Source organism: Shimia sp. NS0008-38b, assembly GCF_040370365.1.
In the GTDB taxonomy this organism is placed as follows: Bacteria; Pseudomonadota; Alphaproteobacteria; order Rhodobacterales; family Rhodobacteraceae; genus Shimia.
In genome coordinates this window covers 504,283-517,090 of the sequence record NZ_BAABWQ010000004.1, presented here as the reverse complement: position 1 = coordinate 517,090, position 12,808 = coordinate 504,283, and the positions used below count along the sequence as shown (strand labels likewise).

Here is a 12,808-nt window from a genome sequence, read left to right as displayed (position 1 = left end):
GGTTGTCAAATATGTCGAATCAAACGATCTCACGCGGGTATCTACGCCTGCGCAGCGGCATCGCACTGGTCATCCTGACAGTGGCGAGCCTGAGCGCGTTTTACGTTTCACTGATCGGACAGCGTTATGTGGTCGAGAATGCGCAAAACACGCACATGCTGGATCAAATTATGGTCTCTTTGGCCGAATTTTCACTGGCCTTTGACGAAATCAAGTTCAATCCTGAAAGTGAGGCTGCGTTAACGGCAGGAGTGCGGCTACAAGAGAATATACGCATTGGTGAAGAAGCTGTTGTCGCATTGCAGGCGGCCTATGAAAGTGGCTCCTATTGTCCGGAAACGCGCTATATTCTGTCACTCGATGCTCTCAATCCCATTGGGACGTTTCGTGAAGTGATAATGATTGCGCATCTGATGAACTACGGCGAGCGCACCCCAGCTGACCGTGCGAGGTCGGCTGTTTTGGGCGCAGAAATGAGCCGTCAGGTGCTGCCAAGTTATATGAGGATGTCAGAAGTTGAATCGGCCGCTGCCGCGCGGTTTGCCGAGGGACAGCAACTCTATTCAGTGATCGCGATTGCGATTGGTTTGTTTGGAATTCTTGTGGTGGTCCGATTTGTGCACATGCCGATGGAACGCTTTATCATCACCGCCACAGCGGACATCGCAGAGAGCCAACGTGAGGCGGAGGCTGCGTCCGAAGCCAAGTCGGTGTTCTTGGCAACAATGAGTCACGAAATTCGCACACCTCTGAATGGCGTCATGGGGTTGAGTGAGTTGTTGCAAGATTCAGAGAAAGACCCGGCCCGCCGCAAGATGCTGGATATGATCGTGTCGAGTGGGCATGCGCTGTTACAAGTGATCAATGATGTATTGGATCTGTCTAAGATTGAGGCCGGCAAGGCGGAATTTGAAAGTCAGGTGTTTGACGCGCGTGCACTGTGCGAAGAAGCTGTTGAACTGTTTAGCGCTCAAGCGCACCGTAAAGGGGTGGAGCTTCGGTTTGAGGTAAAGCCGGAAAACACAAGTTGGATGGTCAAAGGCGCGAGCAAAGCGGTGCGCCAGATGACCCTAAATTTGGTCAACAATGCCGTCAAATTCACGGATGAAGGCTCCGTGACATTGAAGCTGGAATTTGGGCCCGATAAGGTCACTGACGGGCATATGACAGGACACCAGATCAGGATTGCGGTCAGCGACACGGGAATTGGAATTTCTGAGACGGCCTTGCCTTACATCTTTGAGCAGTTCAGTCAGGCAGACACGTCAACCACGACTCGGTTTGGCGGCACTGGTCTTGGATTGTCTATTGTGAAAAAATTGAGTGACGCGATGGGGGCCGACATTCACGCAACCAGCGTTTTGGGTTGGGGCTCGACGTTCATTCTTGATGTGCCGGTGATCATACAACCCGCTGCCGCACCGGCGTCTGCGGCAGTTGGCGGGCGCAAACAATTTACGGGCAAGGTGCTGGTGGCAGATGACAATGAGGTCAATTTGTTGGTGGCAGAGAAAATGTTGCTGAAGATGGGATGTTCCGTCATGAAAGCCTCCAACGGGAAAGAAGCGGTCACACAGCAGCGCAGCTGGCATCCGGATTTGATCTTGATGGATGTGAGAATGCCGGAAATGGATGGGCTGGAAGCCACAAGGATTTTGCGCGAAGAAGGTGCCATAAATACAGACGGCCCGCTGCCAATTGTGGGACTTTCCGCCAACGCACTCACAGAACATCAGCAAGAAGGCATAGAATTTGGTATGAATGGGTATCTGACCAAGCCTTTGAAGAAGGTCGCACTGGAGGACGAATTGGCCAAATACCTGCGATTTGATATCGTCGAGACAAAAGGTGCATCGCCCAAATGCGCCTGAAAGTTCTAATTATATCCGCGATGGCGATGTTGATTGGCGGGCTGCCTGCGATGGGTGGGGATCGTCGAGAGGTAGAGCTTTTCAATTGGCAGAGATATGTGGCGCCAGAAGTCATTACCCACATGTCTGAAGACTTCGACTGGAACGTAAGACTGACGACGTACGAACGTGCGGATGATGCGGAAGCGGCACTTCTGGCACGCGGGTCGGGCTATGAATTGGCTGTGATTGCCTCCGAATCTGTGGGGCGTTTGATCGATGCCGGTGTGCTTCGCGATATCTCAAACTTCGATATCGCCAATCGTGCTCGGCTGGAGCAGGGCCTTTGGGGGACGTTCATCGAGGCCATGCCTGAGGCGTCAAAATACGCGGTGCCATACGCTTGGGGTACTTTGGGGTTGGCCTATGATGTCGAAGCCATTCAGGCCCGTCTTCCAGATGCGCCGATGGACAGTTGGTCTTTGTTATTTGAACCAGACAATGCGAAGGCGTTGCAAGATTGTGGCATTTCGATCGTGGATTCCAACGAAGAGGTCATTGCTGCTATTCTAACTTATCTGGGGCGTGATCCGCATTCTCGAGAGCAAGAGGATCTGGATGCAGCTTTTGAAGTTCTTGAAGCGATTGCGCCTTACGTGCGCTACTTTGATACCGATCAGTATGAAGGCCTTTTGAACGGTAAGGTTTGCGCCGCGATCAGTTGGAGCGCCAACTCTTTTGGACCAATGTCTGAGGAGGAAGGCGGGCAGGTTCGCTACGTATTGCCCAAAGAAGGGACCAACCTCTGGACAGATATGTTTGTTATTCCTGACGACGTTGAGGAGATCGAGCTGTCGCTGCGTCTGATCAACCATTTTGGAGACCCCGCGGTGATCGCGGCAAATGCGCCATATACGCTGACAGTTGTGCGGTCTGATGACATGCGCGCGCGGATAGAAGAACCTTACTACGATCATCCTGCATTGCGGTTGCCGGATGACGTCGCGGACAGGCTCTACTATGTGAAGCCCCACGACGGTGCTGGCAAACTCCAACTGGATCGGCGTTGGCGTAAGATGCAATTGGGGCTGTAGGTGGCAATAGCTGAGTTTAGGCCGCCTGCTGTTCTGCCAACGGCTTTTTCTGGGGCAGGTCTTGTGACTTAAGCAGCGCGTGGCACGCTTCCTGAAACGCCTCTTGTTGAGGGCGGCCGAAATCTCCAAAGGCATACAGGCGCAGTTTGATCCGTTTGGCTGCGAGCTGATCGGCGCCGAGGCAATCGGCAAGCAATTCTGGCAGGTTGGCGGCGTCAGGCGCAGCCAGATGGCCACCTTCTACGGACGGGTAGGCTTCTAAAAATGCATCGGTATAGTCGTGCGGGTTGGTCACGATATACGGTTTTCCGGTGTAAAGGTAGTCGATGACCGTGGAGGAGATGTCAGTAATCAAAACATCCGCAGCTTCATAGAGGGCAAAAGGGTCCTCCGAAGGGTCGGCCATGCGGAACGTGACCCCCGCTGGCAGGGCTGCTGTTGCGGCGCCAACTTTCGCCTGAACATCGGACCAAGAGGGATCGCGAAACGACACGGGATGCGGCTTAAAGATCACGTCGATTGGCTGGCCGGACTGAACCGTGTGGTGCAGAATGTCATGTGCTTGAGGCAAGGAGCAAAAGTTGCTGTCTTCAAACATGCCGGCCCATGTTGTCATGTATACGACGGTTTTACGGGCGCCCGTGCTGGGCGGTTGCGACGCTTTTGAATTCTGTGGCGCTGCCAATTGGGGCCGCCCCACGATGCGGAACTTGTCAGGGGAGATTGCAACGCCGTTGCGGGCATAGCGGTCTATCGCCATTTCCCCAGCCACAAACAGATGGTCATAGACTGCGGACATTGGATTATAGCTTGGAGGCTTATCGCTGTCCCCGTGTAGTAGCTGTACGTGGGTGACGTTGGGGTTGGCTTTGATCACATTGAGGTTGGCCATACAGTTGTTGACGTAGAACACCACTTCCGTGCTGTCCGGTAGGAAGGGGGTGTTTGCAGGCATGTCGGAAACAAGCAGCACCTCGTAAAGGTCCGACTTGGGGAAGTGTTTTAGATGCTTGCGTTCTTTTAGGAGAATGACGAACGGTTCGTTCAATGCGATTAGCGGCTCAAGCCACATCGTCGCTTGATATGGGGTCGCAAGGCGCGGTTCGGTGAAGTAGAGTGCAATGCGCGCGGATTTGATTTTTGGCACATCCAGAGCAGAGGCGTAGCGCATGACGTAACTGCGTCGTGCCGCAGTGGTGGTCATGCGCAACAGACCGAGGCGGAGGGCCGTAAACCCTACAAAGCAGAGCGCTGAGACAGCCATCGGCCACAGTGAAAGAGCGCCACCCGCCATCACTGCGATTGTCACGAGCAATGCGCCCAGTGCCGGATTGCGCAACTCAGCCGGTGATTTGAAATCTGAGTGCGGCAGTGAAGAAGCGGCGGTGGCGCGTCGATTGGCCGTCGATTTGCGCCGACACCAAAAATCTGTCCCTAACACTGCTGCGGTAAGTGCCATGTGTATGAAGATTATGAGCATCACGCTGCAACCTCTTGTGACTGGGGTTGGGACAAGCGCTTATAAAACTCGACTGTAGCGCCAAAGTGACCAATGTCTGATTGCGTTTGAGGCGTGGAGTTTCTTTTATCAGCGGCCAAACTGTCCAACGCAGAGGAAATGCTGTCTGGGGTTAAGGCACAGGTCGAAACCATTGATGGAGGATCTGAGCGCCCCACCCAAAGAACGGGTTTGCCTGATGACATCAACCGCTCAATACCCTCGGCTTGTGCTGATAAAAGGATATCTGCGGAAGAGATTGACTCCGCCTCTGTTCCAAAGTGCACAGTGAGCGAGGGCGCAGCGGGCGTTTGCGTATTGAGGGGTGTTTCGACGTTGGTTTTGGCGCCATGGGCTACCAGCTGTTGATAGAGGCCGTTTAACACGGGGGCCGTCAAGGTGACCGCAGCGGGCGGAAGCCACAATTGCAAATCTGCGCGTCCTTCGGATTGGACCGATGTGATCAGTGACATGACATCATCCTGAGACATTGCAGAGGCGTCGTGGCTCTGATCCGGACACCAATGCGGTGCGAGGTGCAAACCAAACGTGGGACGCACTTCGCTTGCCGCGGCAAGATCGGGCAACGATGTGCCGTCAAATGTCACCACGCGCTGGGCGATGTCGCCGAGCGCGTTTGCGCGCCACCGCGCCGCTTGGCTTTGGGAGGCGGCAATCACACGGGTGTAAAGCGCGAGTGTTTTTGGGAGTTGTTCTGCGCGCGCCAGATCACCAAAAGCAGTGACGAGCATGTGCTGATATTGGCTAAACCGAGTGAAATGGCTGTTTTTGGGTGTGTCATTTGCATAAAGAATGGTTTGAAACGCGTCCTGTACACAGCCGCTGAGAGACTTAAGCGACGGTGCAAACCACAGATGGGTTGGCTTTGTTGCGCGCAACTCTGTCATGGCGTTGGCTTCGCGACAGATGAGAGTGAATGGCAAACCGGCGGTGCTTAGTGTATCGCACAGGGCCTTCGTCGCTTGGATTTGCGTTGCGGTGCTGCCTGCATGATACACAGCGAGAGGGGTTGGCTTTAGAGACAATTGGCGGGCCAACAACGCGTTTGTCGTGGCACCTGCCAAGCGTTGTGAGTGGATTTCCAATCTATGTGCACTCCAAACGACGATGATTGCCGAAGCTGCGATCAGAACGGGAGGGAACGCAAAAATGAGTGAGATGTCGCCGCCAGACATTCCCCACAGCAAGGTCGAACAGGACAGTGCAGCGCACAATGCGCGGAGTTGAAAGAGAACGTTTGCAGAAATGTCTGAACTGGAGGCGCTCTTGATCGTTGAAGACTGGCACACTTGGTTTTGTGCGCGCTCAGCGAGAAACCGCACAACACGCACGCCCAGATAGCCGACCACAAGACTCGTGAGGCTGGCGACCGCCACGCTCCAATAGCCCAGGGAGGCGTTGATGGAGACACCATGGATCAGCCATGGCAGCAAAATCATCGGTGGCACAATGACTTCCGGATAGCGATTGAGAACTTGGGATTTGCTCGGCAAGAGTTTGCCGTGGCTTGCGACTGGCATAAAGGCAGGGGCGTGCACGAGCAGGGTCAAAACAAATGCCGTCAGCGTGACTTGATTCAGAGTTGGTATTGGGGCCACAGCAATCGCATATGCGACAGCAATGAGCAGGACCGCTGGCAAGAGCAGTTTGGACATTTTTAGGCAAGCCTTCTGCTTGTAGCGCCGGAGCGCACGGGGGTGCCGAGAGAAAATGCACCAAATTTGTGACTAATCTCTTAAGTCGGAAAAGCAGTACTGCAGGCAAGGTTGAGCGCAGGTTCAGCGTCTGTGTGTTGGGTGCGTCGATCGCGATAGCGTATGAAAGGGTTGGCCGTTATTGGGGGCGCATGATCCGGGGCGGGATGAGCGCCGCAAGGGCATGCGGCGCTCAGTTTGCTGGTTTCTCACCCACGCAGCCTGTGGTGCAGGATGATCGGCACAGCGAGATCTTCTTCGTCTTCAAGATGACGCGCCAAAAAGGCCTCAATTGTCTCTGCGTGGCGATGCAAAATGCCGGTTTCCTTCCTCATGGTCGAAGGGTCAAGGTGGCTGAGTTGGATCACCCGGTTGGCGGATGTGGTAAAGCCATCCAGCACTTGATCAAGCTCTTGGTGGTCGGTTTCCAGTATTTCCAAACCACGATCAAACCGAGGGTCGGCCTTTGAGAGTTCTGGGAAGTATTGATGATCTTCCCAACCATGGTGGCCATGCAGGTTGCGCACCAGCATATTGCCATAGTGGCCAAGACGTGCGGCGTAGTCGTTTGCCTCGCGTTCGCCATCCAGAAACACTTCGGCATCAGTACGTATCACTTCGGCCAATTGGCGAAACATGCGATGCGCACCCAACCAATGGCGCGTGGCCTCTTTGAAATTGGGGTGCGCTTCCCAGCTGTCACGTGGATAGGTTTGTAACAGCTGATGCATTTCATCAGGCATAGGGGTCGTGCGAATTTGGGACAGATTGGTCATGGCGTCCTCCTTTCACACAAATAGGTAAGTCGCGGGTGTGCGAAGTCATCTGTACAAGCGCGCACAGCGGCGGTGCAAAATTGGGAGGTGTCAAAGCCCGCTGTTGTCGTCATGGCCCACACGCAGGGCACGGATGCGGGCACGTTGTCCGGCAACGATATGGGCGCGCATGGCCGTCTCCGCGGCGTCACCGTCTCGTGCCATAAGCGCATTTATGACAGCTTTGTGTTCAGCAATGGCGCTTTCGAAGCGTTCGCTATCGGCCAATGTGGTGCGTCCGAGGATCAGCATCGCCTTGTGTAAACCGAGCATCGATTTCAGTAAGAAACGGTTTTTGGCGGCTTCGAGAAGGGCGCGGTGAAATTGACGGTTGAGGTGCGACGCCTCGATGCCTTTGCCAACTTTGGCAAGGTCATCGCTGATCGCGGCGAGTTCCGCGATTTCTACGTCTGAGGCGACGCGGGCAGCCATGCGTGCGGCAGTGCATTCCAACACCACGCGCATTTCATAGAGCTCCATGACCTCGGAGTAGTCGAGCTTGCGCACCGTTGCGCCGATCCGAGGCAGATGTGTGACCAGACCATCAGTTTCAAGTTGGCGGATGGCTTCACGTACCGGCGTTCGGCTGACGCCGAAGCGCGCGGCTAGATCGGTTTCGCGCAGGCGATCACCGGGCGAAAGGTTACCATCACGGATGTCCTTAAGTAGCGCGTCGTAGGTGGCATTGCCATGCAGGCCGTCGGGGGTGTCATCAGTTGTCATCAAAGCGTCCGGCTTGAATAATTGCATCCAGATGTATACAAAAGGATGCAATCCGTCAAATCAGATTGGAATCACCCATGAGCACCATGCGACACCGGTCCCTCACCTTAGTTGTGGCCGCCATTGGAGCCTTTGTGTTTTGGGCGCTTGGGTTGCCGTTGCCGTTTCTGTTCGGGCCGATGATGGCCTGCTTGTTGGCGGCATTTGGTGGGATGAGGCTCGTTGGGTTTGGGGAGGTTTCAGCTGGGGCCCGCACGATTTTGGGAGTGGCTGTCGGCACGTCGATCACTCCCGAAGTTGCGGCACAGCTGCCGAGCATGGCGGGGTCCTTGGCGTTGATGCCGCTCTATATCTGCATCATTGCGATGATTGGCGTGCCGTTTTTTCACAAGCTTTGCAAATTTGATCCTGTGACATCCTATTATGCGGCGATGCCAGGTGGGCTGCAGGACATGATCTTGTTTGGACAAGAGTCCGGAGCAGATGTGCGGGTGCTGTCGCTGATCCATGCCACGCGGGTTTTGGTTATTGTGATGGTGGCACCGGTGTTGTTGGTCACGGTTTACGATGTGAGCCTATCGGGTTCGATGGGAGATCCCGCCCGCGCCATGCCGCTTCAGGAGATGGTGATCATGGCGGTGGCGGCCATCGTTGGCTGGAAGGGCGGGGAGAAGATTGGTCTGTTTGGCGCGTCCATATTGGGTCCCATGATTGTCACTGCGGCGCTGACGCTGGGGGGGGTCTTACACGCCCGCCCGCCCCAAGAGGCGATTTGGGTCGCCCAATTTTTCATTGGTGTTGTGATTGGCGTGCATTATGTCGGCGTGACCCTGCGCGAGCTGCGTAGCGTGGTTGTCGCCGGGCTTGGTTTTATGGTTGTTCTAGCGGCTTTGGCTGCAGTTTTTGCGCAGATCGTAACGTATTTGGGATTTGCACCGGCAATGGAAGCGTTTTTGGCTTTTGCACCGGGTGGGCAGGCCGAGATGACCATTTTGGCCATTGTCGTCGGGGCCGATCTTGGGTTTGTGATTGCTCATCATTTGACCCGGATTGTGCTGGTGATTTTGGGCGCGCCGATCGCGGCGCACCTTCTAAAGGCCAAAACCCCTGATTAGCCTTTGCGTTGAAAGGCAATCATCAGAAGTGCCAGAAGAGACGAGCCCAGCATTAACAGCAGACTCACGGCATTGAGCAGTGGGGTTGAGCCCTCTTTGAGGCGGTCAAACATCGCAATCGTCAACGGCGCATCTGAACCGACCAACATCAGCGTGGTGTTGAAATTTTCAAAACTCATCAAGAAGGCCACCACAAAGGCGCCAATCATGGCTGGTGCAAGATAGGGCAGGGTGACCGTGCGGATTGCGGTCAAATGTCCTGCGCCCAGATTGAGCGCGGCTTCTTCGAGGGTGCGGTCAAATTTTTGCAGGCGTGCGCCAATCACCAGTGTGGCAATCGTGGTGATGAAGGAAAACTGACCAAGGATAACCAGCCACAGACCGGGTCGCAGGGCCTCCACATCCCACTGAAACCCATCCCAGAGGCCATTGGCCACACGGCTTGTCGCCACCAGAATTGAGATGCCCAGAACGATGCCAGGGATCACCAAAGGCAGCAGCATAAAGACATAGAGCAGGCTTTGGCCGCGAAACTTGTACCGGTTAAAGAGGAAGGCATTTGTGAGCCCTACCACCATCGACAAGGCCGAGACACAGAAGGCGACAAACACAGAAGTGCCAACCGCGCGCAAGATCGAGCGTTCGTGAAAGACGCCGATCATCGGGCGCTCAGAGCCGAAAAACCAACTCCAGGTAAAGCCTTCCCATGGCAGGGACGGAAACTGGCTGTCGTTGAAGGCAAAAGCGGCAACCACGATTAGGGGCAGCGCAAGAAACAGAAAGAACAACGTCACATACGCCTTGTAGGCGGTGGTGAGCAGGCGGGATTGAGGGATGGATGGGATCATATGTGTTGGTCCTTATCCCATAGTCTTTTCGAGGGATTGCCCTGTGAGGCGCAGCATCGCCCAGACAATCACAGAAGAGAGGATCAGCAACAGGAAGCCAAAGGCTGCGCCGAGTTCCCAGTTAAACCGAACAATGAACTGCGAATAGATCAATTCCGTGAACCAGAGGCTTTCCTTGCCGCCCAGCATGGTGGGGGTGAGGTAATTGCCAAGGCACAGCATGAAAACAACGATGGAGCCGGACACAATTCCCGGCATTGCGTGGGGCACGATGATCTCGCGCAGCACGCTCAGACCGTTGCCACCAAGATCATAGCCAGCCTCAACGACCTCATCAGGCAGGCTTTCCAGCGTGGTGACAAGAGGCACAACCATAAACAGCATCGAGGTATAGACGAGCCCCACCATGATGGCGGCGTCGTTGTAGAGCATCTCGACTGGGCCTTGCGCGAGGCCGACGTGTTGCAACAGATTGGAGATAATGCCGGTTTCGCGCAGCAAGATCATCCAGCCAAAGGTGCGCACAAGCTCTGACACCCAAAAGGGTACCAAACAGAGCAAAAACAAGGCGGATTGGGTGCGCCCTTTGGCCATTTTGGCAATGTAGTAGGCCACCGGAAAACCGATCAGAAGGGTGAGAACCGTGGCGACAATCGACATCACCGCTGTACGCACGAAAGTCACCACGTAAAGAGGTTCTGTAAAGAACGTGAGGTAGTTGGCAAAGCTGATCTGATATTGCCCAACTCCGATGCGTTCGCGCAGTGACACCAGCAACAGGTCAATATGGGGGATCACGATCAGTAGGCTCAGCCACAAAAGCAGGGGCGTTAGCAGAAGGATCAATCCGAGTTTGGCTTCTTGCTGCATCACTGGTCCTCAGCGGCAAAACAGTTGGCTTGCCCCGCGTCCCAGCCGATATGGATGTCGTCTCCTTTGCTCAGCCGCGCAAATTCGCCCGATTGCGGTAGGTTGACCGAGACTTCTTGAAGGCCCTTGGCGTCGCGCACAAGGACGCGACTGGCAGCACCGTTGAATAGCACTGAGGAGACTTTGCCTGACATGTGATTTTCGGAGTTGGCAAGTGCGTCTTGGGTATGGGCAATGCGGATGGCTTCTGGACGGACAAAAGCGTCGATGCGTTGCCCTTCGCGAAAGTCACGCCCATGAGCGTGACCGCGCAGCGTCAGGCCGTTGGACGTTTGAACCAGCGTCTTATCGCCATCGGTTTTGAGGATGGTGCCGCGCCAGCGGTTGCTGTCACCCACAAATCCAGCCACGAACGCGCTGTCTGGGCGGTAGTAGAGTTCCTGTGCGGTGCCGACCTGTTCAAAACGCCCAGCGTTCATGACAGCAATGCTGTCTGACATCACCAAAGCTTCTGATTGGTCGTGTGTGATATAGACAAAGGTGGTATCAAACGCCGCTTGCAGCGCTTTCAGTTCGACTTTCATGTGTTCGCGCAGCTTCAAGTCCAGCGCACCGAGTGGCTCATCGAGCAAAAGGACGTCCGGCTCCAGCACCATACAGCGGGCAATGGCCACACGCTGTTTCTGGCCGCCTGAGAGTTCATCAACACGGCGATGCCCAATACCCGGCAGGCCAATGCGCTCTAACGCCTCATCAACCTTGCGCGAGATATCCTTTTTGGATGTCCCGTTGCGCCGCAACCCATAGCCGATGTTGTCGGCGATGTTCATCATCGGGAATAGCGCGAGGTGTTGGAACACCATGTTAACTTGTCGCTTGTTTGGCGGCACATTCAGGACAGATTTGCCCTTGATTTGAATGTCACCTGAGGTGGGCTCTAGAAACCCGGCGATCATGCGCATGATGGTGGTCTTGCCACATCCAGAGGGGCCAAGGATGGAAAAGAAAGACCCGGCAGGCACGGAGAAAGACACATTGTCTACGGCGGTGGTGTCACCAAAATTCTTTGTAAGGTCAGTGCACTGCAAGTCAGGGGTCATGGGGCGCCTTTGGGACGTATCGTCAAGAATGAAAGCGCGCGCCCAAGAGCAGGCGCGCGCACAAGTGTGATTTATGTCGGGTTACTTGGCCGCTTTAACGCGATCTAGAACGCCACCTTCGATGGCTTCGAGGCCAGCAGGAACGGGTGGGTACCACTTGATGTTGTCGATGGCTTCAGATGGGAAAGACGCTTGGTAGCGGGCTTTCAGCTCTGCAGAGGCAAATTCGTCCGCACCTTTTGAGGCGGTGAAGTTACCAGCCGCTGCGGTGATCATTGCCGCGACTTCTGGCTGCATCACGAAGTTGATCCATGCATAGGCTGCATCATCTGCTTTGCCTTTGGCCGGCAGAACAAAGGTATCTACCCAGCCCAGGGCACCGGAGGCGGGTGCGACAAAGGTGATGTCTGCGTTGTCAGCGTTCAGCTTCCATCCACCGGTGTCCCATGCCATGGAGGCAACAACCTCTCCTGAGCGCAGTAGGCCCATCAGCTCGTCGCCGCCGCCCCAGTAGGTTTTTACGCCCGCTTTACATTCGATGAGTTTTGCCTCGACCTGAGACATGATGTCTTCATAGGCCGCTGCGTCGCCATAAGCGGCAAACGGGTCCAAGCCCATCGCATAAGCAAAGCCAATCAGAGTGGGGCGCTTCAAGCGGTAGGAGACTTTGCCCGCGACTTCTGGAGCACAAAGATCAGTGTAGTCTTGCACCATGGTGGCTTTGGCTGTGTCGATGACCAAACCGGAGGTGCCCCAAACATGCGGTACGCCGTATACATCACCAGCAACGGTGGTGTTGCTTTGGGTCGCGTCCATCATCGACGGGATAAAGAGCGCAGCGTCGATCTTGGAGATGTCCATCGGTTTGTAGATACCGAATTCTTCCTGAGGGCCTGCAATACGGTCTTGGCTTGGTTGGGCCAGATCAAATCCACCGCCGCCAGTGGCGCGCAGTTTGGCGATCATTTCTTCGTTGTTCGATTTGGTCACCTCAACGGTGTGACCGGTTTCTGCTTCGAATTTGGCCACAACTTCTTCGGGGGCATAGCCGCCCCAAGTCAGCAAGCGCAGAGTGTCCGCAGAAGCGGCCCCAGAGCCCAATGTGGCAACAACAGCAATCGCTGTAGACAGCTTGAACGATTGAGACGTCATTGAAAGAGTCCTTTGAAATTTCAGTTGA

Annotated in this window: 11 protein-coding genes; 3 read left to right on the top strand and 8 right to left on the bottom strand. The window is 55.0% G+C overall.

Going from position 1 to position 12,808, the window contains the following annotated elements:
• Positions 1–11: 11 nt before the first annotated feature.
• Positions 12–1,871: an ATP-binding protein gene (locus ABWV47_RS19280; protein WP_353314895.1), complete on the top strand. Its 1,860-nt coding sequence runs from the start codon at positions 12–14 to the stop codon at positions 1,869–1,871.
• Positions 1,862–2,944, top strand: coding sequence for an extracellular solute-binding protein (locus ABWV47_RS19275; RefSeq protein ID WP_353314893.1), 1,083 nt, complete (start codon positions 1,862–1,864; stop codon positions 2,942–2,944). The genes ABWV47_RS19280 and ABWV47_RS19275 overlap by 10 nt, the downstream gene beginning before the upstream one ends.
• A 16-nt stretch (positions 2,945–2,960) precedes the next feature.
• On the opposite strand, the gene ABWV47_RS19270 is transcribed toward ABWV47_RS19275, so the two are convergent.
• The 4 genes from ABWV47_RS19270 to ABWV47_RS19255 all read right to left on the bottom strand — a co-directional run bounded on the left by ABWV47_RS19270 (position 2,961) and on the right by ABWV47_RS19255 (position 7,695).
• Entirely contained in the window at positions 2,961–4,424 is a 1,464-nt protein-coding gene (locus tag ABWV47_RS19270; protein ID WP_353315231.1) for a CDP-glycerol glycerophosphotransferase family protein, read from the bottom strand.
• Positions 4,424–6,118 carry a hypothetical protein gene (locus ABWV47_RS19265; protein WP_353314891.1) on the bottom strand — a complete coding sequence of 565 codons (1,695 nt, stop codon included), beginning with the start codon at positions 6,116–6,118 and terminating at the stop codon, positions 4,424–4,426. The genes ABWV47_RS19270 and ABWV47_RS19265 overlap by 1 nt, the downstream gene beginning before the upstream one ends.
• A gap of 248 nt (positions 6,119–6,366) precedes the next feature.
• A complete protein-coding gene (locus ABWV47_RS19260) occupies positions 6,367–6,933 on the bottom strand; it encodes a hemerythrin domain-containing protein (protein ID WP_353314889.1) in 567 nt (188 codons plus the stop codon).
• Positions 6,934–7,023: 90 nt separating this feature from the next.
• Entirely contained in the window at positions 7,024–7,695 is a 672-nt protein-coding gene (locus ABWV47_RS19255) for a GntR family transcriptional regulator (RefSeq protein ID WP_353314887.1), read from the bottom strand.
• A 77-nt stretch (positions 7,696–7,772) separates the two neighbouring features.
• Here ABWV47_RS19255 and ABWV47_RS19250 point away from each other — a divergent pair, with 77 nt between their 5' ends.
• On the top strand, positions 7,773–8,810 hold the full coding sequence (locus tag ABWV47_RS19250) for an AbrB family transcriptional regulator (RefSeq protein WP_353314885.1): 1,038 nt from the start codon (positions 7,773–7,775) through the stop codon (positions 8,808–8,810).
• Here the strand turns inward: ABWV47_RS19250 and ABWV47_RS19245 are convergent.
• From ABWV47_RS19245 to ABWV47_RS19230, 4 genes are all read right to left on the bottom strand, one after another.
• Positions 8,807–9,658, bottom strand: coding sequence for an ABC transporter permease (locus tag ABWV47_RS19245; protein WP_353314883.1), 852 nt, complete (start codon positions 9,656–9,658; stop codon positions 8,807–8,809). The genes ABWV47_RS19250 and ABWV47_RS19245 overlap by 4 nt on opposite strands.
• A gap of 12 nt (positions 9,659–9,670) precedes the next feature.
• Positions 9,671–10,528, bottom strand: a complete 858-nt coding sequence (locus ABWV47_RS19240; RefSeq protein ID WP_353314881.1) for an ABC transporter permease — start codon at positions 10,526–10,528, stop codon at positions 9,671–9,673.
• A complete protein-coding gene (locus tag ABWV47_RS19235) occupies positions 10,528–11,628 on the bottom strand; it encodes an ABC transporter ATP-binding protein (RefSeq protein WP_353314879.1) in 1,101 nt (366 codons plus the stop codon). Before ABWV47_RS19235 ends, ABWV47_RS19240 begins: the two co-directional genes overlap by 1 nt.
• Positions 11,629–11,709: 81 nt before the next feature.
• Positions 11,710–12,780: an extracellular solute-binding protein gene (locus ABWV47_RS19230; protein ID WP_353314877.1), complete on the bottom strand. Its 1,071-nt coding sequence runs from the start codon at positions 12,778–12,780 to the stop codon at positions 11,710–11,712.
• Positions 12,781–12,808: the final 28 nt, after the last annotated feature.